Source organism: Streptomyces sp. ISL-12 (assembly GCF_018614415.1).
In the GTDB taxonomy this organism is placed as follows: domain Bacteria; phylum Actinomycetota; class Actinomycetes; order Streptomycetales; family Streptomycetaceae; genus Streptomyces.
This window is the reverse complement of record NZ_JAGGOO010000070.1, coordinates 23,378-50,377: the sequence shown is the minus strand read 5'-3', so window position 1 is coordinate 50,377 and position 27,000 is coordinate 23,378. Positions and strand designations below refer to the sequence as shown.

Sequence of the window (27,000 nt, the reverse complement as noted above, 5' to 3'; positions counted from 1 at the left end):
GCCCCCCCCCGACAACCCCCTCACCCGCGCCGTTCGGCACCCGCCAGGGCCGTACGGCACAATCGCACCCGATGAGCACCTACCGCGACCTCACCGCCCCCATCGGCTCCCGCCGGGCCACCGTGCTGCGCACGGCCGGCACCAGGGAACGCCGCTCCCACCTCACGGCCCCCCGCGTGCCCACCGTGGGCATCGACATCGGCGGCACCAAGGTGATGGCGGGCGTCGTCGACGCGGACGGCACCATCCTGGAGAAGGTCCGCGCGGAGACCCCGGACAAGTCCAAGAGCCCCAAGGTCGTCGAGGACACCATCGTCGAACTGGTCCTGGACCTCTCCGACCGCCACGACGTGCACGCCGTCGGCATCGGCGCGGCCGGCTGGGTCGACGCCGACCGCAACCGCGTCCTGTTCGCCCCGCACCTGTCCTGGCGCAACGAACCCCTCCGGGACCGTCTCTCCGGCCGCCTGTCCGTGCCCGTCCTCGTCGACAACGACGCCAACACCGCCGCCTGGGCGGAATGGCGCTTCGGCGCCGGCCGCGGCGAGGACCACCTCGTCATGATCACCCTCGGCACCGGCATCGGCGGCGCCATCCTGGAGGGCGGCCAGGTCAAGCGCGGCAAGTACGGCGTCGCCGGAGAGTTCGGTCACATGCAGGTCGTCCCCGGCGGCCACCGCTGCCCGTGCGGCAACCGCGGCTGCTGGGAGCAGTACAGCTCAGGGAACGCCCTGGTCAGAGAGGCCCGCGAGCTGGCCGCCGCCGACTCCCCGGTGGCGTACGGGATCATCGAGCACGTCAAGGGCAGCATCGGCGACATCACCGGCCCGATGATCACCGAGCTGGCCCGCGAGGGCGACGCCATGTGCGTCGAGCTGCTCCAGGACATCGGCCAGTGGCTCGGCGTCGGCATCGCCAACCTCGCCGCCGCCCTCGACCCGTCCTGCTTCGTGATCGGCGGCGGCGTCAGCGCCGCCGACGACCTGCTGATCGGCCCCGCCCGCGACGCGTTCAAGCGCCAGCTCACCGGCCGCGGCTACCGCCCCGAGGCCCGGATCGTCCGCGCCCAGCTCGGCCCCGAGGCCGGCATGGTCGGCGCCGCCGACCTGGCCCGTCTGGTCGCCCGCCGCTTCCGCCGCGCCAAGCGCCGCCGCGTGGAGCGCCATGAGCGGTACGAACGCTACGCACAGTCCCGCCGTACGGAACGGGAGGCGCTGTGACGGAACCCCTGCCGCTCCAGGACGGTCCCGCGGAGGAGCCCGGGACCCCGGCCGAGGACCGCCGGCACAAGATCCGCCGCCGGGCGCTCACCCTGCTCATCATCGTGCTGCTGATCGGCATCCCGGCCGGCTACCTGCTGATCTCCGCCGAACAGAGCCGCAGCAGCGGCCGGGACAAGGAGGAGAAGTACTCGGCGACCGGGCTGACCGAGGCCTGGCCCTCCAAGCTCCAGCGCCGCCTCTACCAGGTCCCGGTCCCGCACCCCGCCGGCAAGGTCGCGTACTACGAGACCAACAACTGGAAGACGAGCCGCCTGTACGTCCAGTTCGAGACCACCGGCGCCGGTCTGGACGCCTTCCTCGCGGGCATCGGCGTCGACCGGAGCGCCCTGGAGCGGGACGACATCTCCATCAGCGCCCGCGACCAGCGGGTCACCGGCTGGGACTTCTCGGCGCCGGGACAGTGGTGGGGCCTGGTCCGCACCCAGAAGAACCCGGCACCGACCCAGGACGTCGTCGTGAACCTGGCCAACCCGGACCTCCCGATGGTGTACGTCGTCTCGCGCACCGTTCCCTGACCGGTCCCCGACCGGTCAGGACCGGGTCCCGGCAGGCGTCCGGAGCCGATTGTCAGACCCCGCCCGTAGAGTCGTAGACAGTCGATCCGGCGAACGGGAGGGGAGGTGACAGGACGTATGACGGACACGTACACAACGGACACGTACACAACGGACACGTACACAACGGACACGTACGTCCCGGACACGCCCACGGCGGGCCCGGGACCCGGTGTCGTACGGCTGGCCGCCGTCTTCCTGCCCGCCCCGCTGCCGCGTGAGGGACGCTTCGCCTTCTGGGACCCGGCCGACGACACCCCGCCCATCGAGCCCCCCGGGGCGGCCCCGCTCACCGTCGTGCGCCGCCACGGCACCCGCGTGCGCCGCAGGACCGTCCCCGCGGTGACCCTCCCTGTCCAGGAGGCCCTGCCCCTGCTGGTGCGCGCCCGGCACGACCCGGCCGCCCACCCCGCCACCGCCTGCTGGGGCGCCGCCGCCCTGCACGCTCTGCGGCTCGCCGCGCGCGGCCGGCTGCTGCCCGGCCTGACCGCCGACGGCCACGACGCCTGGCGGGCCGGCCCCCTGGACCCGGACGACATCGCCCACCTGAGGGCGATCGCCGCCGCCCTGCCGCCCGAGGGACACGCGGTCCCGCTGGACGGCCCGGGCCCGCTCCGGCTGCCCGAGCCGCGCGCGCTGATCCGCTCCTTCCTGGACGCGGTCACCGACACGCTGCCCCGCACCCCGGCCGCGCCGTACGCCATGGGCCTGCCCTTCGCCGCCCGCCCCGCCCAGCGGCTGCCCGGCGCGCGGGACTGGGCCGCCGAGGTCGCCGCCGGCATGGACGCGGGCGTGCGGATCTCGCTCCGCCTGGACCTGTCGCCGTTCGACCTGTTCGATGCCTCGGGGCAGGGCGAGGGCGGGGGCAGGGGTGACGCCGACAGTGGGCGCGGGCGCGCGGCGGGTGCCGCGGTGGTCCAGGTGCACAGCCTCGCCGACCCGACCCTGGTGGCCGACACCGCGGACCTGTGGTCGGGCGCGGCGGACCCCGCCTTCGGCCCGCGCGCCCGGGTCGACGCGGCCCTCGCGGTGCGGCGTGCCGCCCGGGTCTGGCCGCCGCTGGACCGGCTCACCGAGCAGGACGTGCCCGACGTGCTGGCCCTCTCCGAGGAGGAGCTGACCGACCTGCTCGGCATCGCGGCCACCCGGCTGGCCACCGCCGGCGTCGCCGTGCACTGGCCCCGCGACCTGGCCCAGGACCTCACCGCGACGGCCGTGGTCCGTTCCGCGCCCGGTTCGGCGACCGACGGCACCGGCTTCTTCGAGAGCGGTGACCTGCTCCGGTTCAGCTGGCAGCTGGCGCTCGGCGGCGACCCGCTCACCGAGGCCGAGATGGACCGGCTCGCCGAGGCCCACCGCCCGGTGGTCCGCCTCCGCGACCGCTGGGTGCTGGTCGACCCGGCCCTGGTCCACCGCGCCCGCACACGCGACCTGGGCCTCCTCGACCCCGTCGACGCGCTGTCCGTGGCCCTCACCGGCAGCGCGGAGGTCGACGGAGAGACGGTGGAGGCGGTGCCGGTAGGCACCCTGGCGGCCCTGCGTGACCGGCTCACCGCCGGCCTCGCCCCCGCCGAGCCGCCGCCGGGACTCGCCGCCACCCTCCGCGACTACCAGCTCAAGGGCCTGGCCTGGCTGGACCTGATGACCTCGCTCGGCCTCGGCGGCTGCCTCGCCGACGACATGGGCCTCGGCAAGACGGTCACCCTCATCGCCCTGCACCTCAAGCGGGCCCGCACCGAGCCCACCCTCGTCGTCTGCCCCGCCTCCCTGCTCGGCAACTGGCAGCGGGAGATCACCCGGTTCGCCCCTGGCGTCCCCGTCCGCCGCTTCCACGGCCCCGACCGCACCCTGGACGGCCTGGCCGGCGGCTTCGTCCTCACCACCTACGGCACCATGCGCTCGGCGGCGGCCACCCTGGCCGACCTGCCGTGGGGCATGGTCGTCGCCGACGAGGCACAGCACGTCAAGAACCCGTACTCGGCGACGGCGAAGGCCCTGCGCACCATCCCGGCCCCCGCCCGCGTCGCCCTCACCGGCACCCCGGTCGAGAACAACCTCTCCGAGCTGTGGGCCCTCCTCGACTGGACGACCCCCGGACTCCTCGGCCCCCTGAAGTCCTTCCGCGCCCGGCACGCCCGCGCGGTGGAGACCGGCGAGGACGAGGAGGCGGTGGCCCGGCTGGCCCGCCTGGTCCGCCCCTTCCTCCTGCGCCGCCGCAAGTCCGACCCCGGCATCGTCCCCGAGCTGCCGCCGAAGACCGAGACCGACCACCCCGTGCCGCTCACCCGGGAGCAGGCGGCCCTGTACGAGGCGGTGGTGCGCGAGTCGATGGCCGTCATCGAGGCGGCGGAGGGCATCGCCCGCCGGGGGCTGGTGCTGAAGCTGCTGGGCGCGCTGAAGCAGATCTGCGACCACCCCGCGCTGTACCTCAAGGAGGACCACCGGCAGCAGGGCGACGGCGCCGCCGCCCGTTCCGGCAAGCTGGCCCTGCTCGACGAACTGCTGGACACGGTGCTCGCGGAGGACGGTTCGGTCCTGGTCTTCACCCAGTACGTCGGCATGGCCCGCCTCCTCACCTCCCACCTGACCGCCCGCGCGGTCCCCGTCGAGCTGCTGCACGGGGGCACACCGGTGCCGGAGCGGGAGCGGATGGTCGACCGCTTCCAGGCCGGCGCCACCCCGGTCCTGATCCTGTCCCTCAAGGCGGCGGGCACCGGCCTCAACCTCACCCGGGCCGGCCACGTCGTCCACTTCGACCGCTGGTGGAACCCGGCGGTCGAGGAACAGGCCACCGACCGTGCCTACCGCATCGGACAGACCCAGCCGGTCCAGGTCCACCGCCTGGTCACCGAGGGCACGGTCGAGGACCGCATCGCGGAGATGCTCACCGCCAAGCGAGCACTGGCCGACGCGATCCTCGGCTCCGGTGAGTCGGCCCTCACCGAACTGACCGACCGTGAGTTGTCCGACCTGGTGTCCCTGCGGAGGTCGTCATGACCCCCCGTCCTGCCGACGAGGCCCGCCGCGCCCTGCGCGCGGCACGGGGACGGGCGGCGGAGCCGACGCGGGAACAACCGGCCCCGCCCGCACCGACGCCGCCGCCCGCGGAGCCGACGCCGACATCGACGCCGACATCGACGCCGACGCCGACGTCGGCCGACCCGGCCCAGGGACCGCCCGCCGACGCCGCCCGCCCCGCCGACGCCCCCCGCCCCGCCGACGCCGCCCGCGCGGCACTGCGCCGTGCGGTGTCCGCCGTGGGGCGCACCGCCCCCACGCCGCCCGCCGACGGCGAACCTGTGGCGCCGGGCACGCACGGGAACCCGCGAGTTCGCCCCGGGGACGCGTCGGCCGACGTCGACGCGAGGGGAGGCTCCGGACCGGCCGCCCCCGTCGGGGACGGGACGGTGCCGTCGGCCGACCGCGGAGGAGACGAGGACATGACGTCCGCGGACTCCGGCTCCGACTCCCACTTTGGCTCCGGCTCCGGCTCCGACTCCCACTTTGGCTCCGGCTCCGGCTCCGACTCCGACTTTGGCTCCGGCTCCGGCTCCGGCTCCGGCCCCGGCTCCGGCTCCGGCTCCGACGCGGACGGGAGCGCGGGGGCGGTCACCGAAGCCCGGGGTGCGCACGCGGCACCGCCCACCCCGGCCGCCTCCTCCGTCGCCGCCCTCGGCGGTGACGCCACGCGGGCCCGTCCCGGGGACGGCGCGCGAGAGGCGCTGCGGGCCGCCCGCCAGGAGGCACGCCGGTCCCAGGTGCCCGCGCCCGCGCGCGCATCCGCTGCCGCACGCCGCCCGGCCCGGCCCGAGACCGTCGCGGACACCCGCGCCCGCACCGTACGGGCCGCGCTGGCGAACGCCTTCCGCCCGCCCTTCGACGACTTGGGCGACTTCGACGAATTGGGCGACGTGAGCGACCTGGGGGGCATGGGCGATTCCGGCGGCTCTGGTCACTCGGCTGACTCCGGTGCCCCCAGTGCCCCCAGTGCCCCCGTTGACTACGGCGTCTCTGGCGACCCCGCCCCCCTCGACGACACGCCCCCCGCCCCGGGCCGGGCGTCGGCGGCCACCGAACCGACGTCCACGTCCCCACGCACCCCCCGTTCCATGGCAGCCCCGGGCCGGGACGGCGAGCTGCGTCGCACCTTCCCCGCGTTCCCGCCGGGATCGTCGGCCGGACAGGGGTTCGCCGAGACCTGGTGGGGCAACGCGTGGGTCACCGCGCTGGAGGAGGGCGCGCTGGACGCCGGACGGCTGGCGCGGGGACGCGGGTACGCCGAGCGGGGCCACGTCGACGCCATCACCGTCACACCCGGACTCGTCCTCGCCTACGTCCAGGGCAGCCGCCCCCGTCCGTACCGTGTGCGGGTACGGCTGCGCACGCTGGACGACGCGGACTGGGAACGGTTCCTCGACGCCGCCGCCGAGCGGCCCGGACACATCGCCGCCCTGCTCGACAAGGAGCTGCCCCACTCCCTGGCCGACTGCGGCGTCCCCCTGCTGCCCGGCCCCGGAGACCTCGCTCCGGAGTGCAACTGCCCCGACTCCGGCCACCCCTGCAAGCACGCCGCCGCCCTCTGCTACCAGACGGCACGGCTGCTCGACGCCGATCCGTTCGTCCTGCTCCTGCTGCGCGGCCGGGGCGAGCGGGAGCTGCTCGACGCCCTGTCCCGGCTGAGTGCAGCCCGCGCGGCCCGCGCCGTCCAGGGCCGGGAACCGGAACCCCTGCCAGGGGTACGCGCCACCGAGGCCCTCGCCACGCGTGTACGCCCACCCCTTCCGCCGCCGCTGCCCGCGCCCCCGCACCCGGAACAGCCGCCCGCCTACCCGGCGGCCCCCGGCGGTCCCGACCCCTTCGCACTGGACCAGCTGGCCACCGACGCCGCCGCCCGCGCCCACGCCCTGCTCACCACGGGGCGAGACCCGGTGGACGGGTTCACGCTGTGGCAGGACGCCGTGCGCCTGGCCGCCGCCCGCCCCGGTTCCGGCCTGACCGCGGCGACCCGCGCCCTCTACTCCTCCCTGGCCCGGGCGACCGGCCGGGACACGGCCGAGCTGGCGCGCGCGGTGGCCGCCTGGCGGCAGGGCGGCCCGGAGGGCCTCAGCGTCCTGGAGGAACCCTGGGACCCGCCGGCCGGACGCTTCGACCGGGCCCGGCCCCTGCTGCTCGCCGCCGACCTGCCCGCCTTCCGCCCGTGGCGCAACCGCCTCACCCACCCCAGCGGCCACCTCCAGCTCCGCCTGGGCCGCACCGGCCTGTGGTACGCCTACGAGTCCGAGCCGGACCGCGACGACTGGTGGCCCCGGGGCACCCCGGACCTGGACCCGGTCGGCGCCCTGACCGGCCTCGGGACACTCGCGGACGCGGATTCCGGCATGCCGCACAGGTGAGCGGTGGCGACTGTTGGCGCCGACCATGGCTGCTCCTGGCTACGGCCCGCGCGGTGATCGGCGTGGCCGACGACACGTGGGGAGAGGTGCCGCGTGCGGTGCTCGTCCCACGTGCGGGCGCCCGCCTCGACCCTGACCGGGTGCGCGGCTCCCGAACTGCCGCGCACGGCCTCCGGGAAGCTGCTGAAGTCCCGGGTCCGCGCCTGCTTCGGCGGCAACTCCTCAGCCGGGGACGCCACATGAGGACGTGTCCGGCTGCCGCCCGCAGCAGCCCTTGCCCTGCCAGGCGTCGCGGCCTTCCCTGACCGCGATGACCGCGATGACGAGGGCGGCGGCGGGGTCGGCCCAGGACCAGCCGAGGGCGAGGTGGGCGAGCAGGCCGACCAGCAGCACAGCGGACAGGTAGGTGCACAGCAGTGTCTGTTTGGAGTCGGCCACGGCGGAGGCGGAGCCCAGCTCCCGTCCGGCCTTGCGCTGGGCCGCGGACAGGAACGGCATGACGGCCAGCGAGAGCGCGGCGAGAACGATGCCGGGGACCGAGTGTCCGGCTTCGCCGTTGCCGGTCAGCGCCCGTACGGAGTCGACGGTGACGTACAGGGCGAGCGCGAAGAAGGACACCGCGATGACGCGGAGCGTGGTCCTCTCCCGCGCTTCGCGGACGGCGTGGTCGCCGGCGGAGAACTGCCAGGCGACGGCGGCGGCGGAGGACACCTCGATCACGGAGTCCAGGCCGAACCCGATCAGGGCGGTCGAGGAGGCGATCGTGCCCGCGGTGAGGGCGACGACCGCCTCGATCACGTTGTAGGCGATGGTCGCGGCGACCAGCAGCCGTATGCGACGGGTCAGCGCGTCACGGCGAGCGGGGCCGGGGCCGGCGTCGGGCCCGGCCCCGGCCCCGCAACAGGGACAAGGGCCGGCATCGGGACAAGTGCTCGCATCGGGACAAGTGCTCGCATCGGGACAAGTGCTCGCATCGGGACCAGGACTGGCGTCGGGACCAGGACCAGCCTCAGGGGAGGGACTGGGACCGGAAGCGAGGGGCAGCGCGGTCATTCAGCAGCAGCCCTTCTCCTCGGTGTCCGCGCAGGTGCGGTCCGCGGCGACGGCCACGACGGCCGTCCGCAGGTCGTCCAGGGCGTGGCCGAGGCGGTCGTCGGCGAGTTCGTAGCGCGTGCGCCGGCCGTCCGGGACCGCGACGACCAGGCCGCAGTCGCGCAGACAGGCCAAGTGGTTCGACAGCCGGGTACGCGAGATTCCCAAGGCGTCGGCGAGGTCGGAGGGGTAGGCCGGGGCCGTACGCAGGGCGAGCAGGATCCGGCAGCGGATCGGGTCGGCGAGCGCGCGCCCGAACCGTGCCAGGACCTCGATGTCGGAAGCGAGAGTCAGCACGCCCTGACGATACACATAACCCTGAATTCAGGGAACCTTGGATCATCAGACTCCGCCTCCCCGGTGACGTCAGGCGCGCGCATGCGCCGAGTCACCCCAGGGGCGCGAACTCGGGCAGAGTCAGGGCCGAGTGGGCCGGTCGTTCCTCCCGGGAGGGCAGGGCTCCGAGGCCGCGCAGCATGGTGTTGCGCCGCTCCAGGGCCTGGGCGGTGGTGGGGAAGAGGGCGGCCTCGCCCGCGCCGACCTGGTCCTGGTTCAGGGTGACGAACCCGCGGGTGGTGTCCTCGTAGGCCGCGAAGCCCGCGGCGGCGTCCCGGCCGGCGGCCAGCGAACCGGCGAGCATGTACGCGCCGACGAGCGCGAGGCTGGTGCCCTGTCCGGTGAGGAACGAGGGCGCGTACGCGGCGTCGCCCACCAGCGCGACCCTGCCACGGGACCAGCGGGGCATCCGGATCTGGCTGACCACGTCGATGAACAGGTCGTCCGCGTCGGGCATGGCCGCGATCATGCCCGGAACCTCCCAGCCCGCGTCGGCGAAGACCGCGGAGACCAGGTCCTGTCGGGCCTGCGGGGCACGGATCGCGCCGAACGGTGGTTCCGGGCGGGCGAAGTTCAGGAAGGCGTGCACCTCGTCGTCGTCCCCCACGGCATAGAGCGCGGCGGCCCTGCCCGGGGTGTTCCACATCGTGATCTCGCGGGAGAGGCCGAGGGTGTTGCGCATGGTGAACACGGCGAAGCAGTACCCGAGGTAGCGGTGGAACCGCTCCTCGGAGCCGAACAGGAGCTCCCGGGTGCGGGAGTGCAGACCGTCCGCGCCGAAGACCATGTCGAACGTACGCCTGCCGCCCCCGCGGAAGGTGACGTCGACCCCGTGGCCGGACTGGTCGAGGGTGTCGATGAAGTCGTCGAACAGGAATTCCACGTCGTCACGGACCGCCCCGTACAGGGCGCCGGTCAGATCCCCGCGCCGCACCTCGATGTCCCGTCCCGCGACACTGCCGACGACGTCCTGCGGGCTGACCGAGGCGACCGTGCCGCCGTCCCCGTCCAGGAAGGTCATCCGGCGCAGGTCGATGTGGGCGTCCCGGAGTTGTGGCAGGAGACCCATCCTGCGGACGACCTCCAGCGCGGTGCCGCGTACGTCGATGGGGTAACCGCCGTCACGCGGTGCGCCGGCCTTCTCCACGACCGTGACCGCGTACCCGTGGCGGTTCAGCCAGAAGGCGAGGGCGCAACCCGCGATGCCGGCCCCCGATATCAGGACCTCGCGCCCGCGTGCGGTACGGATGCCCGTCAACGGGCGCGTGGCGGTCATGTCCTGTCCCTTTCGCGTCATTGCTTCTTTCCCCTGTGTCATGTCTTGACTCCTCCGTGTCATGCCTTGACTTCTTTGTTCATCGCGCGGACGGCGAGCAGGGACAGCGCCGTGACGGCTCCGGCGATGACGAAGCCGGTGGCGAAGGCCGATTCGGCCGGGTCGTCCGCTCCGGGGAGGGTCCCGGCGGTGAGGAAGGCACCGCTGACCTGGGCGCCCGCGGCCATGCCGATCACGCGGATCACCAGGACCAGGCTGGTGGCGGTGCCGGTGTTGCCGTGATCGACGGAGGTGGCGGTCTTGACGACCATCGCCGTGATGCAGACACCACTGGCCAGGGCGACCAGTGTCTTGCCGACGACGAGGTGCCAGACCTCGGTGTGCACGAACGCCATGGCGACCAATGTGGCCGTCATGACGCCGATTCCGGCGGCGACCGCGGTACGTGCGCCGAACCGTCGCGCCACGACCCCGCCGAGCGGCCCGCTGACCGCCCCCGCGACGGTGCCGGGCAGCAGGTACCGTCCGATGTCGGTGGAGCCGGCCCCGAAGCCGTACCCGTCGGCGGAGGCCGCGAACAGCTGCGGGACGAGGAACATCGCCACGGACGTGCCCAGGCAGACGGCGAACGTGATCACGTAGGAGCTCCAGATCGCGGGCTTCGCCACCAGGCGCAGGTCGACCATGGGTGAGGGCGACCGGCGTTCGACGACGGTCCATCCGGTCACGAGCAGGGCGAGGGCGAGGACGAGGGCGCCCAGTGCGAGTGGCCGGCCGCCGAGTTCGGGGGCCGTCGCGAGCCCGAGCATGAGCGTCAGCAGGATGCCGCTGAGGAGGGCCAGGCCGGGCCAGTCGATCCTGGCGTCCGCGCGGCCCGGCGGATCGTCCGGCATCAGCCGGTGCACGAGCAGGGTCGCCGCGACGATCGCGATCGTCGGTAACGCGAACATCCAGTGCCGGGACAGCCCTTCCGCGACGGGCCCGGCCATCAGTGTGCCCAGCATGCCGCCGCCCACGAACAGCCCGCTGACCACCCCGATGGCCACCTGGGCCGCTCCGGCCGGGAGGTGCTTGCGGACCAGGATGAACGAGAGCGGCATCGCGCCCACCATCGCGCCCTCCAGGACCTGGCCGAGCAGCAGCACCGGCAGATTGGGTGCCAGCGAGGACACCAGGCCGCCGGTCGCCACCACCGCCATCAGCCGGAGCATGACCCGTTTCCCGCCGTGGCGGTCACCGAGACTGCCCGCGACCGGTGTGACGAGGGCGCCGGTGAGGAGCATCGTGATGCTGAGCAAGGCCCCTTGCGCGGGGCTCATCGACAGTTCGCGTTGCAGCAGCGGGAGCGTCGGTGTCACCACCGACTCCAGGGTCCCGGTGGAGGCCGCCAGCAGGCCGAGAGCCCAGACGGCGGGCTTCCCGACACGGACCGGGGGAGCCAGGGTTGTCGCGGTCATGAACGTCCTTTCCCTCGTCGCCGGCCCGGCGCGGGCTCGGTGGCCGTCGTCGCCGGGCACGGTGCGTCGTCGTTCCGCGGCTACACTACACCGTGCAGTGTAGAAGAGGTAGGGTGAGTCCATGCCGACCACGAAGACACTGCGTGAGGGGTCCGCGCAGAAGCGGGCCGCGATCCTCTCCGCCGCCCGGGAGTTGTTCCTCGCCAACGGCTTCGACCGGTCCAGCGTCGACGCGGTCGCGGCCCGGGCCGAGGTGTCCAAGCGGACGGTCTACGACTACTTCGGCGACAAGCAGACGCTGCTGCACGCGGTCGTCGACTCGGTCGGCCAGTCACTGATCGGCACGATCCGGCGCATCCTCGACGACACCCTCACCGACCGCACCGAAGCCGCCGGTCTGGAAGACGTCCTGGTCGAGTTCTCCATGCGCATCTCGACCGACATGCTCGGCTCGGCGGAGTACGCGACGCTGCAACGACTGGTCCGCGCGACCCCCGGCCCGCTGTCGGACCGGGGCGGGAACCCGATGGCCGACACTCCTGACGAGGCACTCGCCGAGCGGTTCGCCGCCTTCGCCGAGGCCGGGCTGCTCGACGTCCCCGACGCCCGCCTCGCGGCCGACCAGTTCATCGCGCTGACCTTCGGAGTCGCGCTCAACAGGTTCGGCGCCGCCAACGCCGCGGAGGATCCCCGCGTGCGGCCGCTCATCGTCGAGGGGGTGCGGACCTTCCTCCGGGCGTACCGGGCGGCGTAGGCCGGCCTCGCGCCGGAGCGCTGGACGCACCGGCCCGTCACGTGGGGGCGGGCGAGTCGACGCCGCGTGTCGCCCGCGTCCTGGTGCCCTTCGCGGACGCGCCGCGTGCCCACGCTCTCCCCGCGGCGGACGGCACCCGGGGCGCGATCCTGTCGGCCCCGGACTGACCGCCCCCGCCCGGCCGTTCAGCGGCCTGTCGGTCCCGGACTGACCGCCCCCGCCCGGCCGTTCAGCGGCCTGTCGGTCCCGGACTGACCGCCCCCGCCCGGCCGTTCAGCGGCCTGGCGAGGCGGGCTCACGCGTCGGGCCGCTCACCCGTGTCCGGAAGGACGGGTGACCTCCCAGGCGGCCTCGATCATCCGGAAGATCTCCTCCAGCGCGGCCTCGGGATCGGCCGCCTCACGGGCCAGCGCATGGGCGTCGATCACGAACCTCGCGATCGTCCGGCTCACCGTCACGGACCGGGAGAGCCCGGGGTCGGCGGCGATGGCCGTCGCCAGCGTCTCCGCGTGGCGCAGCCTCATCGTCTCCTCGTACTTCCGCAGCGCGGGCGTCTCGTCGATCAGGTGCCAGACCGGAGCGGCGCTGTCCGCCGTGCAGTGCCGCACCAGGGCCTCGATCTCGCGGCGCAGTGCGGGGATCAGCGGCTCGTGCGGCGCCCGGTCGGCGACCGCTCGCGTGAGGCGCTGCTCGAAGGTGTCGTCCTGCTCGAAGACCAGGGCCTCCTTCGAGGCGAAGTGGGAGAAGAGCGTGGTGACGGCCACGTCGGCCTCGGCGGCCACGTCACGGATGCCCACCGCGTCGTACCCGCGCTCCAGGAAGAGCCGCAGCGCGGTGTCGGCGATCTTCTGGCGGGTCGCGGCCTTCTTGCGCTCACGGCGTCCGGTCGGCACGGTCATGCACTGACCCTACCAAGCTCAAGTATGGAACAGATGCGAAAAGCTAACGGTTAGTGCTACGGTCGCCGGCATGAGAAAAGTGAGCTTCGCCGAATTCGGCGGTCCGGACGTGCTGCGTCTCATAGCCGCCGAGGAGCCCCACGCGGGCCCCGGCCAGATACGCGTCGCCGTGCGGGCGGCGGGTGTGAACCCCGTCGACTGGAGGATCCGGGAGGGCCAGGTCCTGGGGGCCCATCCGACTGAGCTGCCCGCGGGAGTCGGGCTGGACGCCGCCGGGGTGGTGGACGAGGTCGGCGCGGGGGTCGAGGGCGTCGGGATCGGCGACCGCGTGTTCGGGGAGGGCTCCGACACCTATGCCGAGTTCGCCGTGCTGTCGGCCTGGGCCCGGATGCCCGAGGGGCTGACGTTCGAAGAGGCGGCCGGGTACCCCTCGGTGGTGGAGACCGCGCTGCGCGTCCTGCGCGAGGTCGGTGTGCGGCCCGGACAGACGCTGCTCGTCAGCGGCGCGTCCGGGGGAGTGGGATCAGCGGTGCTGCAGATCGCCCGGGACCGCGGCATCGCGGTGATCGGCACCGCCGGGGCCGCGAACCAGGAGTACCTGCGGAGCCTGGGCGCCGTCGCCACGACGTACGGCGAGGGCTGGGTCGAGCGGGTGCGCCGGCTCGGCCCTGTCGACGCGGCCCTCGACCTGGCCGGCTCGGGCGTGCTCCGCGAACTCGTCGAGCTGACCGGGGATCCGCGGAAGGTGATCTCCATCGCCGACCTCGGCGCGCCGGATCTCGGGGTCCGGTTCTCCGGCGTGGCCGGAAGCGTGCCGGACGCGCTCGCCGAGGCCGTCGACCTCATCGCGCGGGGCAGGCTGCACATCCCGGTCGAGAAGTCCTACCCGCTCGCCGAGGCCGCGGCGGCGCACGCCGACAGCCAGGCCGGCCACGCGCGCGGACGCCGGGTCATGATCGTCTGACCCGCGTCCGGCGTCGCCCCGCGCTCACCCGCCGCGCTCCGGGAGCCGGACCGGACGATCGGTTCCGGCGTCAGGCGCGGACCGCCCGCCCCTCCCGCATCTCGACCACCCGGACCGCGAAGTGCCGTACGACCGCCCGGTCGTGGCAGATGAACAGGTACCCGAGGCCCAGTTCGTCCTGGAGGTCGGCGAGCAGGTTCAGCACCCCGGCCCGCACGGAGGCGTCGAGCGCCGACACCGGCTCGTCGAGGACGAGCAGCCGCGGCCCGGAGGCGAGGGCGCGGGCGATCCCGGCCCGCTGGCACTGGCCGCCGGAGAGTTCGTGCGGGCGCCGGTCCCCGTACGACGGGTCGAGGCCGACCCGGTCGAGCAGCTCGGCCACGCGGGCGGGACCGTCGGTCCGGTCCCACATGCCGTGCAGCTTCAGCGGTTCGGCCACCGCGTCGCGGATGCGGTGGCGGGGGCTGAGGGAGCCGTACGGGTCCTGGAAGACGGGCTGCATGCGCGGGCGCAGCGGACGCAGTTCCCGTTCGGTCAGGGACGTCAGCTCCCGCCCCTCGAAGCGGACCTCCCCGCCGTCGGGCCGGCGCAGCTGGAGCGCCGCGAGGGCGGTGGAGGACTTGCCGCAGCCGGAGGGGCCGTTGAGGGCGAGGGTCTCACCGGCGTCCAGCGTGAACGAGAGACGGTCCACGGCGGTCACCGGGCCGTAGCGGACGACCAGGTCACGGACGTCCAGCAGGGGGTGGGTCACACGAACTCCCGGAGCGGGTCGGGCACGTCGGCGGCGCGGTGGCAGGCGACCAGCCGGCCGTCCACGGTGCGTTGTTCGGGTTCGTGGTCGTGGCACACGTCCGTCGCCAGCGGGCAGCGCGGTGCGAACGCGCAGCCCGGCCCGAGGGCGTCCGGCGCGGGCGGGGTGCCGGGCAGCGCGGGCAGCCGGCGGCGCCGGGGGCCGTCCTGCGGGAGCGAGGCCAGCAGACCCGCGGTGTACGGGGCGCGCGGACGGTCCAGGACCTGCCGGACCGGCCCGGTCTCGGCCGCGCGGCCCGCGTACATCACCAGCACGCGGTCCGCGTGGGCCCGTACGACGTCCAGGTCGTGGGTGACGAGGACCAGCGCGGCGCCGACCGCCTCCCGCTGCTCGGCCAGGACCCGCAGCACCTGCTCGCGGCGCTCCTCGTCCAGCGCGGTGGTCGGCTCGTCGGCGACCACGACATCGGGCTCGTTGACCGTCGCCATGGCGATCACCGCGCGCTGCCGCATGCCGCCCGAGTACTCGTGCGGGTAGGCGCGGGCCCGGCGCGCGGCGTCCGGGATGCCGACCCGGTCCAGCGCCGCCACGGCCAGGGCGCGCGCCTCGCCGCGGGAGACCCGCCGCACCGACCGTACGGCGGCGGCGAGCTGGTCGCCCACGGGGTGGACGGGGGAGAGGGCCGACAGGGCGTCCTGCGGAACGAGGGTGATCCGGTGCCCGCGCCCGGCGACGGGGTCGGCACCGTCCCGCAGCCGCACGCTGCCGCCGGTCGTCGCACCGCGCGGCACCATCCCGAGCAGCGCCCGGGCGGTGAGCGACTTGCCCGCGCCCGACTCGCCGACCACGGCGAACACCTCACGCGGCCGGACCTCGAAGGACAGCCCGCGCACCACCTCCACCGGGCCGAACGCGATCCGCAGGTCACGCACCGACAGCAGAGCCTCGGACGGCATGGGCGGTCTCCTTTCGTACAGTGCGGCCGGACGTGCGCCGGGCGCCCCGGCCCTGCGCGTACGACGCCCCCGACACGGCCAGTCCGGCCAGCAGGGCCAGGGCGACGGCCGGGGCCAGGGCGGCCCAGGGGGCGCGTTCGATGTAGGCCCGGGACTCGTCGAGGAGCAGGCCCCACTCGGGGGCGGGCGGCTGGGCGCCCAGCCCCAGGAAGCCCAGGGAGGCCAGGGCGAGGGCGATGCCGGGCAGCCGCAGCAGGGCGTGCCGGGCGACCGGGGCGGCGACGGACGGCAGCACGTGCCGGGTGAGGATCCACAGCGGCGGTGCGCCGATGGCGCGTTGGGCGGTCAGGAACGCCGACGCCCGCACCTCCTGCACCAGCGCCGCCGCGTGCGCCGCCAGCGGCGGCCAGGAGATCAGCGCGACGGCGAGGGCCGCGCCGCCGGTGCCGGGACCGGCCGCCGCCGCGACCAGGATGCCGACGATCACCGGCGGCAGGGCGTTGGCGATGTCCGCCGCGCCCGCCGCCACACCGGGCAGGAAGCCCAGCGCCAGCCCGGCCAGCAGGCTCAGCAGGCAGACGGCCGCCGCCGTGCCGACCGTCGAGGCGGCCCCGTGCCCGAGCCGGGCCAGCACGTCACGGCCGAGCCCGTCGGTGCCCAGCGGGTTGGCCCAGGAGGGCGCCGCCAGCCGGGCCGTGGTGTCCACGGCGTACGGGTCGCGCAGCAGCCCCCAGCCGATCACCACCAGCAGCACGGCGGCGAGGAGGGCCGGCAGCGCCGGGTGCGCCCGGACCGGGCGGGCGGGCGGCAGCACCAGCCCGGCCTCGCGCAGGGCGGGCCCCAGCATCCGGCGCCGTACGAGGGCGGCCAGCGCGCCGGTGACCAGGCCCAGGGCGAGCAGGGCGAGGACCGAGCCCTGAAGCAGCGGCAGGTCCTGCGACTTGGCCGCGCCCAGCGCGGTACGCCCGATGCCGGGCACGGCGAACACGGCCTCCACCGCGACCGCCCCGCCGGTCAGGCCGACGGCGACCATCCCGAACTGCGGCACCAGCGGGGGCAGTACGCGGCGCAGCGCGGCGGCCGAGACCCGGGCGCGGCTCACTCCCGCTCCCCGCCACAGCTCCACCCACCGTTCGTCCAGCACGGCGGGGAGCGCGTCCGCCACGAGCCGGCCGAGCAGGCCGCCCGCGGGGACGCCGAGCGCGAGGGCGGGCAGCACCATGTACGCGGGACCCTGCCAGCCGGACGTCGGAAGCCACCCCAGCCACACCCCGCACACCAGCAACACCACGGTGGCCAGGAGGAACTCCGGCACGGCGGCGGCCATGGCGGCGAACGCCCCGCCCGAGCCCCGCCCCCGCACCAGTACGGGCGCCACCAGCGCCACGGCCAGCAGCACCGCCACGGTCAGCGCGGCGGCCATCAGCCCCAGGGACACCTGGAGCCCGGAGGCGACCGAGGGCAGGATCTCCGTCCCCGACACCCACGAGGTGCCGAGGTCGCCGCGGACCAGCCCGGTCGCCCAGTCGCCGAGCAGGGAGAGCGGTCCGGCGTCCAGGCCGAGGTCCCGGCGGATCGCGTCCAGGGCCTCCTCGGTCGGCTCCTGCTCGGCGGACCGGGCGCGCAGCACGGTCAGCGCCGGGTCCCGGCCCGAGAGCCAGGGCAGCAGCCCGACGGCGGCGAGGACCGCGGCCAGGGAGACGGCGCGGGTCACGCCCGCTGCGGACGGCCTCACTCGACGTGGGTGTCGAGCGTGACCAGCTCCCGCTCGCGCGGGTCGTGGGCCGCGCCGACCACGTCGGCCGCGTCACCCTGGATCACGCGCTCGTGGAGCATCGGCACGGCCGCGTCGGTGGCGAGCACGGCGGCCTCGGCGTCGACGACGGCCCGGCGCCGGGCGTCACCGGTCGGCGTCGTACCGGCCTTGTGCAGGGCCTTGTCCACGGCCGGGTCGGCGAGCTGGGGGATGTTGAAGGAACCGTCGGAGGCGAAGTCGCTGTAGAGGTAGGCGGCCGGGTCGCCGGAGTCCAGGACGGTGGCCCGGGAGAGGATGAAGGCGTCGAAGGCGCCCGCCAGGGCGTCGGACTCGATGTTGGCGTACTCGCGGACCTCCAGCTTCACCTTGAACCCGGCCTTCTGGAGCTGCTGTTGCAGCGCGGCGGCCACCTCGGGCAGTTCGGCACGGTCGGTGAAGGTGCCGATGGTGACGGTCCGGCCGTCCGGGTCGCCCGCCTTCGCGCGGCTCACCGGCTCGCGCAGGCCGGCCGCCCACGGCAGCGCGGGCCCGAGCAGTCCCTCGGCGACGTCGGCCCTGCCCTCGTAGACGCCCTTCACGATCGACTCGGCGTCGATCGCCTCCCGGGCCGCCGCCCGCAGCGCGGGGTCCTCGAAGGCGCCCTTCTCCGTGTTGAGGTAGAGGGTGTTGGTGCGCGGCATCGGGACCTCGGTGATCAGCTCCTCGTCCAGCAGCGCGGCCTGCGAGACGGGCACGGCCTCGACGATGTCGGCCTCACCGCTGCGCAGCGCGGCGGCGCGGGCGGTGCCGTCGGGCACGAACGTCACGTCGATGCCGGGGGCCTTGGCCGTGCCGCCCCAGTAGTCGTCGTAGCGGTCCAGGGCGGCCGAGGAGGTGCCGTTGACCTCGGTCAGCTCGAAGGGACCGGTCCCGGTGCCGACCGGGTCGACCGTCTTGCCCCGGTACGCCTTCGCCGCGAGGATCGACAGCTGCGGGGAGCTGAGCCGCTGCGGGACCAGAGGGTCCCCCTCGGCGGTGGTGACGACCACGGTTCCGGCGTCCTTCGCCCGCACGGTCAGCTCGACGCCGTCGAGGATGCGGGGCTTGGGGGAGGCGGTGGCCGCCCTGGTGAGGGAGCGGACGACGGCCTCGGCGGTCAGCCCGGTGCCGTCGTGGAAGGTGACGTCCTCGCGGAGCGTGAAGGTCCAGGCCCGGCCGGACTGCTTCCACTCGGTGGCCAGGGCCGGTTCGGCGTCACCGTCCGCGTCCAGTTTCACGAGCGTCTCGGCCGTCGACCAGCGGGACAGCTTGAACGCGTCGTCGGAGAGGGGGGACAGGCCCGACCGCGGCGGCTGCATCATCGCTACGCGGATGCGCTCGCCGCCGCCGGTGCCGGTGCCGGTGGCCTCCGTGGTCGCGAAGCACCCGGTGAGCAGGGCGGAGGAGGCGAGAACCGCGGGGACGGGCAGGAAACGGGCAGGGACGCGCACGGGGTCACTCCGGGTAAAGAGCGGGTCAATGGTTGAGCGTGCGACGACCGTAGCACGATGACAATCGTTTTCAGAGTTTCCGGGTGAGGGTGCCTGACGAGGGAGAACGTCCGCGGACGGCGCGGGCGTCAGTCCCGGCCGGCCCGCGCGGCACCCTCGCCGGCACCCTCGGGGGCGGCCTCGGGGGTGGCCTCGGTGGTGGTCTCGGTGGTGGTCTGGGGGGTGGCCTCGGTGGTGGCGCGCTCGCCGGTGGCCTGGGCGAGCAGGGCGAGGGCGGCCCGCGACGGCGAGTCCGCCTCCGTGGTGGCGACCACGACGGCGGGACCTCGCCCGCTGCTCATGGTCTGCTGGATGACGGTCAGCGGCCCGACCAGCGGATGGCGCATCTCGTAGCCGGCCATGGCACAGGCCCGGACCCGGTGGTCGGCCCACATCGAGGCGAACTCGCCGCTCTTCGCGGACAGTTCACCCAGCAACGCGTGCAGCGCCGCGTCCTCCGGGTGCCGGGCCGCCACCAGGCGCAGATTGCCGACCATGGCCCTGGCCTTGCTCTGCCAGTCCGCGTACAGGTCACGGACATGGCCGTCGAGGAACAGCAGCCGGGCCATGTTGGGACGCCGCCCCGGCTGGTCGGGGGCGGCGAAGTCCAGGTGCCCGGCGAACAGGGCGTGGCCCAGCCGGTTCCACGCCAGCACGTCGGTGCGCCGGCCGAGCACGAGCGCGGGGACGTCGCCGAGCACGTCCAGGAACTGACGTGTCTCCTCCGGCACCCGCTCCGGCGCCGGACGCCGGCCCCGGGGCCGCTGCCGGTCCACCCGGGCCAGGTCGTGCAGGTACCGCCGCTCGGACTCGTCCAGCCGCAGGGCCCCGGCGATCGCGTCCAGCACCTCGGGCGACGCGCTCAGCGACTGTCCCTGCTCCAGCCGCGTGTAGTAGGAGGCGCTCACCCCCGCCAGCAGCGCCAGCTCCTCGCGCCGGAGCCCCGGCACACGCCGTCGTTCCCCGTAGGTGGGTACCCCGACGTCCGCCGGGCGCAGCTGGGAACGCCGCGTCCGCAGGAACTCTCCGAGCTGTGTCTTTCCGCCCATGACTCCGAGTATGGGCCGCCTCGTCGCACCGAGCCTGACCCGGCTGTGGATAGGAAAGGGCGGGTCTGGTGCCGCGCCCGCGTCCTCGATGAAGTCGGAGGCAGCGCCCGGGCCTTCACCGGGCGGCACTCGGACCGGCGTCCGCGCGGTGCCGCGCGTCCGGCCGAGTGCGTCTCCTCCGACCGACCAAGGACACCCCATGCAGCAGATCACCCTCGGCGACGTCTCCATCACCCGGGTATGGGAATACTTCGGCCCCGTCGGCATGACGCCGGACGTGTTCTTCCCGGACAGCCCCGCCGACATCTGGGAAGCCGACTGGCTCGCCCCGCACTTCCTGGATTCCGGGACCGGCGTCGTGAATTCGGCGATCCAGACCTGGCTGCTGCGCAGCGAGGGCAGGACGATCCTCGTCGACACCGGCGTGGGCAACCACAAGGAGCGTCCCTACTCCCCGGTCTGGAGCCACCTCGAAACGGACTACCTGGCCGCCCTCGCCCGGGCCGGCGTCCGCCCCGAGGACGTGGACGCCGTCATCAACACGCACCTCCACGTCGACCACGTCGGCTGGAACACGTACCTGGACGGCCGGCAGTGGGTCCCCACCTTCCCCAACGCCACCTACCTGATGCCCAAGGACGACTTCGACTTCTGGAACCCCGAGAACGGCCACCGGCCACTGCTCGGCCGCGGCAACCAGAACGTCTTCGAGGACAGCGTGGCCCCCGTCCACCGGGCCGGCCTGACCCGGCTGTGGGAGAACAGCCACCGGATCGACGCCAACCTGCGCCTGGACGCGGCCCCCGGGCACACCCCCGGCTCCTCCGTACTGACCCTCACCTCCGGCACGGACCGCGCGGTGTTCGTCGGCGACCTGCTGCACAGCCCGGTACAGATCCTGGAGCCGGACGCCAACAGCTGCTTCTGCGAGAACCCGGCCGAAGCCCGCGCCACCCGCCGCAAGGTGCTGGGCTGGGCCGCCGACAACAACGCCCTGCTGATCCCGGCCCACCTGGGCGGCCACGGCGCCACCGAGGTCGTACGCGACGGAAGCACCTTCGCCGTCAAGGGCTGGGCGCCCTTCACCCCGTACCCCGAGCACCACTGAAGCCCACGGCACGCGGAAGGCACGAGAGATGAACCACCACCCCGTAGTGACCACCGGACAGGGCGCCGTCCGCGGCCTGCGCCGGGAGGACGGCACCGCCGTCTTCCTGAACATCCCCTACGCCGCCCCGCCCCGCGGAGCCGGCCGGTTCGCGCCGCCCCGGCCGCACGAGCCCTGGGACGGCGTACGGGACGCCACGGCCCCCGGACCCAACGCGCCGCAGTCCGAACGCGGGCTCGGCACCATCGACATGACCCCCTACTTCGGCACCGGCTGGAGCCGCGGCGAGGACTACCTCACCGTCAACGTCTGGACACCCGAGGCCGCGCGCGGCGGCCTGCCGGTCATGGTGTTCGTGCACGGCGGCGGATTCGTCGCCGGTTCGACGCGGTCCGCGCTGTACGACGGGTCCGCCTTCGCCCGGGACGGCGTCGTCCTCGTCACGCTCAACTACCGCCTCGGCATCGCCGGTTTCCTCGATCTGCCGGGTGCCCCCGCCAACCGCGGCCTGCTCGACGTCGTCGGCGCGCTGCGCTGGGTGCGGGAGAACATCGCCGGCTTCGGCGGTGACCCGGACAACGTCACGCTCTTCGGCCAGTCGGCCGGTGCCACCGTCGTCGGCGGCGTCCTCGCCACGCCCGGGGCCGCCGGACTGTTCCGCCGGGCGATCGTGCAGAGCGGCAGCGGCCTGGGCGCGTTCACCACCGAACAGGCCGCCCGCGTCACCTCGGCGGCCGCCGGTGTGCTGGGCGTCGAGCCGCACGCGGACGCCTTCGCGGACCTCTCCGACGAACGCCTGGTGGCGGCCGTCCCCCGGCTCGCGGGCATCGACCTGCGCACCGCCACCCACCACGACCCGCTGATCGGCCTGAGCCCCTTCAGCCTGGTCCTGGACACCCAGCCCGCCGACGCCGTCGCCACCGGACACGGCTCCGGCGTCGACCTGCTCATCGGCACCACCACCGAGGAGGGCCGCCTCTACCTGGTTCCCGTGGACCGGTACGCCTCCTCGACCGCCGGGGACGTGGACGACACGGCGGCCCGCTCGCACCCGGCCCCGGCGCGGCTCGTCGAGACGTACCGCCGGGCACGGCCCGGGGCGTCCCACGGCGAACTGCGCTCCGCCGTCATGGGCGACGCGCTGTTCGGCGCGGGCACCCGCGCCCTGGCCGCCGCCCACGCCGCCCACCCGGGGTCCGCGACCTTCGCCTACGAGTTCGCCTGGCGCTCGCACGCCCTGGACGGACAGCTCGGCGCCGCGCACGCGGTCGAGCTGCCGTTCGTCTTCGACCTCACCCACCTGCCGAGGCTGCACGGCCCCACCGGCCTGCTCGGCCCCGACAAGCCCCCGGCGGATCTCGCGGCGCGCGTGCACGCCACCTGGATCCGGTTCGCCACCACCGGCGACCCCGGCTGGGACCCGTACGACACGGGGCGCCGGGCCACGATGCGCATCGATGCCGAGTGGACCCGGATCGACGACCCCCGCGGCCGGGAACTGCGGGCCTGGGACCCAGCGCCTCAGCCGCCGGGGCGCCGCGTCGCCAGGGCACCGTCGTCCGCGGCGGCGAGGGAGGCGGCGAGCGGGACGGGGGAGGCGGCGAGCGGGACGGGGGAGGCGTCGAGCCGCATCACCTGCCCGTGGAAGGGGTGCGCGTCGGTGTAGGGCACCCAGCTGACGCCGCTCTGCGGGACGATGGCGCCGTCCTCGTCACGGGTGCGGCCGGTGACGGCGCGGTGGGCGGTGACGTCGCCGGGCAGGCGGGCGGATGCCGGAGGCGTGCAGCAGCTGCGGGGTCCGCAGGGCGTCCGCGGCCACGACGACCGCCCGGACGGTCACGGTCCTCTCCCCGCCGTCGGCCAGGTCCCGTACGGTCACCCCGGTCACGGTGCCGGCGTCCAGGACGACGCGCAGGCACAGGCAGCGGTCCGCGATCTCCCCGCGCGGGTCGTGCGCCGCCGGCCGAGGACGACGTCGGTGCCGCTCCAGGCGTGGGCGCTGTCGGGGCGTCGGATGGACGGCCAGCGGCATCGGGGCCACCCGTCGGTCCTTCCGGCCGTCCGCGGTCGAAGAGGGCCGAGAGGCAACGAAGGGATTGCGCTCGCCGTCGTCCGGGCGGGGCAGGCGCCGGTCCAGTGGGCGCCCATGCCGCCGACGCTGGTGGAGAGGGCGGCGGCGGGCAGATCGGGTGCACCGAGCAGGCGGGTGCCCGGACGGCCGGCCGGGCCGGGGCCTTCGGAGGCGCGTTGCGCGCGGGCGCGTTCGCCGGTGCCGGGGATGTTCTTGACGTGGGTGCCGGGCGGGTCGGTCAGGCGCGGACCGGCGTCGAGCACACCCCGGTGCGGCATACTCGCCCGATGAGCTCACGCACTTCCCCGATCAGCCGGCCGGTCACGGTACGGAGGGCCGTCGCACGGGACGCCAAACGGCTCACGCGGCTCGTGCGCGGCTCGGGCGCCTACGCGGGCCAGTACGCGGCCGCGGTCGCGGGCTACCGGGTCGGGCCCGATTACATCGAGGCCCACCGCGTCTTCGCAGCCGTCGGCGCCGACGAGCAGGGAGCCCCGGTCCTCGGGTTCTACTCGCTCGTCCTCGCCCCACCGGAGCTCGACCTGCTGTTCGTCGCCGACGCGGCGCAGGGAAGGGGCATCGGACGGCTGCTCGTCGCGCACATGCGGTCCGAGGCCCGTGCCGCCGGGCTCGACCGTGTCAAGGTCGTGTCGCACCTACCTGCCGAGGGCTTCTACCGCCGCGCCGGTGCGGTGCGGACCGGGACCGCGCTCGCCGACCCGCCCGCCGTGCCGTGGGACCGTCCCGTATTCGAGTTCCGCGTTTCTCCGGAATGACGCCGGACCGCGTCCCGTGAAGTGGTGCAGCCGGGCCGCGGCCGGCGTCCTGGTGCCTGTACTGAACCCCTGCGGAGCAGGGGCGTGGGCCACTATTCCGCGTTCTGGTCGCTCGCCTCGTCCTGGGTGCTTGCCTTTTTGGCAGCCGCCCTGACGTCTTCGATCAGTGACTGCATTCCCTCGTCGAAGCGCTGCCGGTATTTTGCGTCTGCTCCTCGCTCATGGTGCTGCTGACAAGATAGACGGCGACCTGGGAGTTCTCGATCCTGTCCGCGGTGCCGGTGTACTGGCGCTGGACGGCGACGGTGCGGGTGCCCTTCTTCACATCGCCGGTCTCGTCGACGGCCGGCACCGGGCCTCGTCGTGGTGGTGCTCAAGGACGTATTCGCGCACGTCATCACGGACGGCGTCGGCATCCCAGACGGTCCGGGACAGCAGGTGCTGCATGCGGTGCGGGGTCCCCCTGTCAGTGCCGGACGAGACAGAACGGATGTCCTGCTGGGTCCGCGAAGATGCGCCAACTCCGCTGGCCATCACCCGCGTCGAGCAGCGTGGCACCGTGCGCGAGGACATCGCCCTGAGCTTGTTCCAGGTCCTTGACCTCCAGATCGAGGTGGAACTGCTGAGGGTGAGCGGAGTCCGGCCAACGCGGCGGCTGATAGGTGTCCACGCGCTGGAAGGCCAGCACGAACCCGCTGTCGGTGTGGAGTGTCGCCCAGCCCTCCCCGAGTGACCACCGCGGATCCGGCTGGTTCACTACGCCACCGAGCAGCGACTGGTAGAACTGGGACAGCCCGACGACATCGACACAGTCCAACACCACGCACTGCAGTTTGGCGATCATGAAGGCAGCGTCTCACGGCACCTGATCACGATCTGCAGCTGGAGTAAACACTCCAGTCGCAGTCCGCTATCGCTGCTGGTCAGTGGCCTGTTTCGGAGTGCACTCGGCTGACACCACGTCAGGTAGCGGGAATTCGTGACCTTGGGTGCGACGGTGGTAGTGGCAGCGGTGGGCGGTGGCCTGGTGACGGCGGCGCCAGCGGGACCAGTTCAGCGCGTGGCCGGTGTGCCGCAGGTGCGTCGGCGTGATGGCCAGTTGCCAGGAGTCGCCGGATTTCCGCCACGGTGAGCTGATTCTCGACGAACTCGGCAGCCAGGGAGAGCTGGACTGGGCGCGGTGTGCCATCGACTCGGTGAGCGTCCGGGCGGTCAGAGGGGGCCTCTGACCGGACCGAATCCGACCGACCGTGGCAAGAGCGGATCGAAAATCCACCTCATCGTCGATCGCCGCGGCCTGCCCATCTCTGTGGGGATATCCGCAGCCAACACCCACGACAGCCAAGCCATGCAAGCCCTCGTGCGAGGCATCCCGCCGATCCGCTCACCGCGCGGGCCACGACGCCGACGCCCGGCCAAGCTGCACGGGGACAAGGGCTACGACTAGCCCGGCGCCGGCAAGAGTGTGCTGCTGACACGACTACTGCAGGATCTGCTCGCTCGGCACAGCGGTGACGAACCGGTACCTGTGCTGTTCTCCGTCACCTCCTGGCAGCTGAACCAGCCGCTGGCCGCATGGATGGCCGAGCAACTACGTACCTCTTACCCAGGTTTGGACGCACCGGCCCCTGACTCGATCTCCGACGGCACGTCAGCGGACCTGGCCCGAAGGCTGGTGGACACGGGTCGCGTCATGGCACTGCTCGACGGCTTCGACGAGTTGCCTCCGGCCCTCCACCGGCGCTTCCTGGACGCCTTGAACCGGGATCTGCCGCCCCGGCAGCCTGTGGTTCTGGCTTCTCGGACTGCCTCCTATCGAACGGCAATGACCGGGCACGACCCGGGAGTACCCCTCAACGGTGCCGCCGCGATCCAGCTGCTCCCCGTCGAACCCGACCACGCGGCGGACTGTCTGCTCCGGAACGCCGGAGCTGAACGTACACCGGCTCTCGGGCGGTGGGAGGCCGTGGCCTCCGAGCTGGGCACCGCCTCACCCGTAGGGCAGGCACTGAGCACCCCGCAGGGTCTGTTGCTGGCCCGTACCATCTACAACGCCCGTCCCGGAACGCCCAGCGTTCATGCACCCCACCCGAGCGAACTGTGCGATCGCCAGATGTTTCCCCATCGTTCAGCGGTGGACCAGTACTTGTTCAGGGCCTTCATCCAGGCTCCCTACGCCGCTGACGCGCCCGGTCCGCCCCGCTGGAGCGCGGAGCAGGCCCATCGGACGTTCGTCTTCCTGGCTCACTTTCTCGAGCACCGGCACAGCGGCAGCCCAGACCTGGCCTGGTGGGAACTCCCACACCTCACGCACGCGCCTTCCCACTTTGTCGCGGGTCTGGCCCTGGGCGGGATCCCGGGTGCCGTCGCGGGCCTGGTCGCGGGAGGCCTCTCCAGCATGATCCTGGGCGCAGTTCTGGGCGGAGTCGCGGTCGGATTCCTGCTCAGTCTGGTCTCGGCACAGACCTTGGGAAAGGTCACGGGCGTAGTTGCGGGCGTGCTGGTAGGTGGACTCCTCCTCAGCAGAAAGCTCGACGAATGGGGAATTTGGGGCACACTCGCAGCAGGGGTGGCGCTCTTGACGCTCGCTGCATACGGGGCCGAGGCGCACTGGGCGGACCTCACATTGGGTGTGGGACAGCGAGTGAGCCGGTACGGCAGCCGGTTCGTCACCAGACTTCTTGAACTGTTCGGAGGGGTTTCCGTCGTCCCCAGTGCTGGGCTTCGCCTGTCCCCCTCCAGGCTGGTGTGGGGTGCCTCGGTGGGAAGCTACTGGGCGATCTTGCTCGCGTTCATCGCTCTGGCCGTCACCGGGGCCGTGTACGGACAAAACCCGGAGGCCTGGCCGAGGGCTTGAAGGAGGGCTCCCGCATCATGGCGTCCGGCCCTGCGGACACGACCAGGGTGGCCATCGCGGGCGCACTCCTGGGGGTACTGACCGTCGGTCTCCGGCCGGAGACACCTGACCTGACCTCGGTCACGGGGCCGAGTCAGGTGCTCCGCCCTGACCGCAACAC

General features: G+C 73.9%; 21 protein-coding genes and 4 pseudogenes. 12 read left to right on the top strand and 13 right to left on the bottom strand.

Annotated features, from left to right (window positions below):
• Positions 1–71 precede the first annotated feature (71 nt).
• From J7I94_RS19785 to J7I94_RS38450, 5 genes and pseudogenes are all read left to right on the top strand, one after another.
• Positions 72–1,220, top strand: a complete 1,149-nt coding sequence (locus J7I94_RS19785; protein WP_215168471.1) for an ROK family glucokinase — start codon at positions 72–74, stop codon at positions 1,218–1,220.
• Complete coding sequence (locus J7I94_RS19780; protein ID WP_215168470.1) at positions 1,217–1,798, top strand: sugar kinase; 582 nt, start codon at positions 1,217–1,219, stop codon at positions 1,796–1,798. Before J7I94_RS19785 ends, J7I94_RS19780 begins: the two co-directional genes overlap by 4 nt.
• 117 nt (positions 1,799–1,915) lie before the next feature.
• A complete protein-coding gene (locus tag J7I94_RS19775; protein WP_215168469.1) occupies positions 1,916–4,834 on the top strand; it encodes a DEAD/DEAH box helicase in 2,919 nt (972 codons plus the stop codon).
• A complete protein-coding gene (locus J7I94_RS19770) occupies positions 4,831–7,230 on the top strand; it encodes an SWIM zinc finger family protein (protein ID WP_251075405.1) in 2,400 nt (799 codons plus the stop codon). The genes J7I94_RS19775 and J7I94_RS19770 overlap by 4 nt, the downstream gene beginning before the upstream one ends.
• 50 nt (positions 7,231–7,280) lie before the next feature.
• A pseudogene (locus J7I94_RS38450) lies at positions 7,281–7,473 on the top strand (p-hydroxycinnamoyl-CoA synthetase); the annotation flags it as partial.
• Here J7I94_RS38450 and J7I94_RS19765 read toward each other — a convergent pair.
• From J7I94_RS19765 to J7I94_RS19750, 4 genes are all read right to left on the bottom strand, one after another.
• The gene (locus J7I94_RS19765) at positions 7,453–8,076 is read right to left on the bottom strand and encodes a cation transporter (protein ID WP_251075417.1); all 624 of its coding nucleotides are present in this window, start codon (positions 8,074–8,076) and stop codon (positions 7,453–7,455) included. The pseudogene J7I94_RS38450 and the gene J7I94_RS19765 sit on opposite strands and share 21 nt — an antisense overlap.
• A gap of 207 nt (positions 8,077–8,283) precedes the next feature.
• On the bottom strand, positions 8,284–8,619 hold the full coding sequence (locus J7I94_RS19760; protein ID WP_215168467.1) for a helix-turn-helix transcriptional regulator: 336 nt from the start codon (positions 8,617–8,619) through the stop codon (positions 8,284–8,286).
• A gap of 91 nt (positions 8,620–8,710) precedes the next feature.
• Positions 8,711–9,934, bottom strand: a complete 1,224-nt coding sequence (locus J7I94_RS19755; RefSeq protein ID WP_215168466.1) for an FAD-dependent monooxygenase — start codon at positions 9,932–9,934, stop codon at positions 8,711–8,713.
• Positions 9,935–9,993: 59 nt separating this feature from the next.
• Positions 9,994–11,391, bottom strand: a complete 1,398-nt coding sequence (locus J7I94_RS19750; RefSeq protein WP_215168465.1) for an MFS transporter — start codon at positions 11,389–11,391, stop codon at positions 9,994–9,996.
• A gap of 121 nt (positions 11,392–11,512) precedes the next feature.
• Between J7I94_RS19750 and J7I94_RS19745 the strand changes: the two genes are divergently transcribed.
• Positions 11,513–12,145 (top strand): TetR/AcrR family transcriptional regulator, encoded by a 633-nt coding sequence (locus J7I94_RS19745; protein ID WP_215168464.1) that lies wholly within the window; start codon positions 11,513–11,515, stop codon positions 12,143–12,145.
• Between the two features lie 311 nt (positions 12,146–12,456).
• Here the strand turns inward: J7I94_RS19745 and J7I94_RS19740 are convergent, their stop codons facing one another.
• Positions 12,457–13,044: a TetR/AcrR family transcriptional regulator gene (locus J7I94_RS19740; RefSeq protein WP_215168463.1), complete on the bottom strand. Its 588-nt coding sequence runs from the start codon at positions 13,042–13,044 to the stop codon at positions 12,457–12,459.
• A gap of 70 nt (positions 13,045–13,114) precedes the next feature.
• On the opposite strand from J7I94_RS19740, the gene J7I94_RS19735 reads away from it, so the two are divergent.
• On the top strand, positions 13,115–14,008 hold the full coding sequence (locus tag J7I94_RS19735) for an NADP-dependent oxidoreductase (protein WP_215168462.1): 894 nt from the start codon (positions 13,115–13,117) through the stop codon (positions 14,006–14,008).
• Positions 14,009–14,078: 70 nt separating this feature from the next.
• Here J7I94_RS19735 and J7I94_RS19730 read toward each other — a convergent pair whose 3' ends face one another.
• From J7I94_RS19730 to J7I94_RS19710, 5 genes are all read right to left on the bottom strand, one after another.
• Positions 14,079–14,759 carry a dipeptide/oligopeptide/nickel ABC transporter ATP-binding protein gene (locus tag J7I94_RS19730; RefSeq protein WP_215168461.1) on the bottom strand — a complete coding sequence of 227 codons (681 nt, stop codon included), beginning with the start codon at positions 14,757–14,759 and terminating at the stop codon, positions 14,079–14,081.
• Positions 14,756–15,715, bottom strand: coding sequence for an ABC transporter ATP-binding protein (locus J7I94_RS19725; protein WP_215168460.1), 960 nt, complete (start codon positions 15,713–15,715; stop codon positions 14,756–14,758). Before J7I94_RS19725 ends, J7I94_RS19730 begins: the two co-directional genes overlap by 4 nt.
• A complete protein-coding gene (locus J7I94_RS19720; protein ID WP_215168459.1) occupies positions 15,684–17,450 on the bottom strand; it encodes an ABC transporter permease subunit in 1,767 nt (588 codons plus the stop codon). The genes J7I94_RS19725 and J7I94_RS19720 overlap by 32 nt, the downstream gene beginning before the upstream one ends.
• Positions 17,447–18,940, bottom strand: coding sequence for an ABC transporter substrate-binding protein (locus J7I94_RS19715; RefSeq protein ID WP_215168458.1), 1,494 nt, complete (start codon positions 18,938–18,940; stop codon positions 17,447–17,449). The genes J7I94_RS19720 and J7I94_RS19715 overlap by 4 nt, the downstream gene beginning before the upstream one ends.
• A gap of 128 nt (positions 18,941–19,068) precedes the next feature.
• Positions 19,069–20,028 carry a helix-turn-helix domain-containing protein gene (locus tag J7I94_RS19710; RefSeq protein ID WP_215168457.1) on the bottom strand — a complete coding sequence of 320 codons (960 nt, stop codon included), beginning with the start codon at positions 20,026–20,028 and terminating at the stop codon, positions 19,069–19,071.
• A gap of 199 nt (positions 20,029–20,227) precedes the next feature.
• Between J7I94_RS19710 and J7I94_RS19705 the strand changes: the two genes are divergently transcribed.
• Together J7I94_RS19705 and J7I94_RS19700 are read left to right on the top strand one after the other, a co-directional pair.
• Positions 20,228–21,136 carry an MBL fold metallo-hydrolase gene (locus J7I94_RS19705; RefSeq protein WP_215168456.1) on the top strand — a complete coding sequence of 303 codons (909 nt, stop codon included), beginning with the start codon at positions 20,228–20,230 and terminating at the stop codon, positions 21,134–21,136.
• 28 nt (positions 21,137–21,164) lie between these two features.
• The gene (locus J7I94_RS19700; protein WP_215168455.1) at positions 21,165–22,802 is read left to right on the top strand and encodes a carboxylesterase/lipase family protein; all 1,638 of its coding nucleotides are present in this window, start codon (positions 21,165–21,167) and stop codon (positions 22,800–22,802) included.
• A 45-nt stretch (positions 22,803–22,847) separates the two neighbouring features.
• On the opposite strand, the gene J7I94_RS19695 is transcribed toward J7I94_RS19700, so the two are convergent.
• A complete protein-coding gene (locus tag J7I94_RS19695; protein WP_215168495.1) occupies positions 22,848–23,168 on the bottom strand; it encodes a GMC family oxidoreductase N-terminal domain-containing protein in 321 nt (106 codons plus the stop codon).
• Positions 23,169–23,494: 326 nt separating this feature from the next.
• Here J7I94_RS19695 and J7I94_RS19690 point away from each other — a divergent pair, with 326 nt between their 5' ends.
• A complete protein-coding gene (locus tag J7I94_RS19690) occupies positions 23,495–23,983 on the top strand; it encodes a GNAT family N-acetyltransferase (RefSeq protein ID WP_215168454.1) in 489 nt (162 codons plus the stop codon).
• A 232-nt stretch (positions 23,984–24,215) separates the two neighbouring features.
• Here J7I94_RS19690 and J7I94_RS19685 read toward each other — a convergent pair.
• Together J7I94_RS19685 and J7I94_RS19680 are read right to left on the bottom strand one after the other, a co-directional pair.
• Positions 24,216–24,442, bottom strand: a pseudogene (locus J7I94_RS19685) (transposase); the annotation flags it as partial.
• Between the two features lie 7 nt (positions 24,443–24,449).
• Positions 24,450–24,827: a VOC family protein gene (locus J7I94_RS19680; protein WP_215168453.1), complete on the bottom strand. Its 378-nt coding sequence runs from the start codon at positions 24,825–24,827 to the stop codon at positions 24,450–24,452.
• A gap of 289 nt (positions 24,828–25,116) precedes the next feature.
• Between J7I94_RS19680 and J7I94_RS19675 the strand changes: the two are divergent.
• Positions 25,117–25,427, top strand: a pseudogene (locus J7I94_RS19675) (transposase); the annotation flags it as partial.
• Positions 25,428–25,442: 15 nt separating this feature from the next.
• Positions 25,443–26,840, top strand: a pseudogene (locus J7I94_RS19670) (NACHT domain-containing protein); the annotation flags it as partial.
• Positions 26,841–27,000: the final 160 nt, after the last annotated feature.

Bases quoted from the DNA above. Each gene is read 5' to 3' on its own strand.
- J7I94_RS19775 (WP_215168469.1), top strand. From the start codon at position 1,916: ATGACGGACACGTACACAACGGACACGTACACAACGGACACGTACACA.
- J7I94_RS19705 (WP_215168456.1), top strand. From the start codon at position 20,228: ATGCAGCAGATCACCCTCGGCGACGTCTCCATCACCCGGGTATGGGAA.
- J7I94_RS19755 (WP_215168466.1), bottom strand. From the start codon at position 9,934: ATGACCGCCACGCGCCCGTTGACGGGCATCCGTACCGCACGCGGGCGC.
- J7I94_RS19725 (WP_215168460.1), bottom strand. From the start codon at position 15,715: ATGCCGTCCGAGGCTCTGCTGTCGGTGCGTGACCTGCGGATCGCGTTC.
- J7I94_RS19735 (WP_215168462.1), top strand. From the start codon at position 13,115: ATGAGAAAAGTGAGCTTCGCCGAATTCGGCGGTCCGGACGTGCTGCGT.
- J7I94_RS19710 (WP_215168457.1), bottom strand. From the start codon at position 20,028: ATGGGCGGAAAGACACAGCTCGGAGAGTTCCTGCGGACGCGGCGTTCC.
- J7I94_RS19785 (WP_215168471.1), top strand. From the start codon at position 72: ATGAGCACCTACCGCGACCTCACCGCCCCCATCGGCTCCCGCCGGGCC.
- J7I94_RS19770 (WP_251075405.1), top strand. From the start codon at position 4,831: ATGACCCCCCGTCCTGCCGACGAGGCCCGCCGCGCCCTGCGCGCGGCA.
- J7I94_RS19750 (WP_215168465.1), bottom strand. From the start codon at position 11,391: ATGACCGCGACAACCCTGGCTCCCCCGGTCCGTGTCGGGAAGCCCGCC.
- J7I94_RS19745 (WP_215168464.1), top strand. From the start codon at position 11,513: ATGCCGACCACGAAGACACTGCGTGAGGGGTCCGCGCAGAAGCGGGCC.
- J7I94_RS19695 (WP_215168495.1), bottom strand. From the start codon at position 23,168: ATGCCGCTGGCCGTCCATCCGACGCCCCGACAGCGCCCACGCCTGGAG.
- J7I94_RS19700 (WP_215168455.1), top strand. From the start codon at position 21,165: ATGAACCACCACCCCGTAGTGACCACCGGACAGGGCGCCGTCCGCGGC.
- J7I94_RS19690 (WP_215168454.1), top strand. From the start codon at position 23,495: ATGAGCTCACGCACTTCCCCGATCAGCCGGCCGGTCACGGTACGGAGG.
- J7I94_RS19680 (WP_215168453.1), bottom strand. From the start codon at position 24,827: ATGATCGCCAAACTGCAGTGCGTGGTGTTGGACTGTGTCGATGTCGTC.
- J7I94_RS19740 (WP_215168463.1), bottom strand. From the start codon at position 13,044: ATGACCGTGCCGACCGGACGCCGTGAGCGCAAGAAGGCCGCGACCCGC.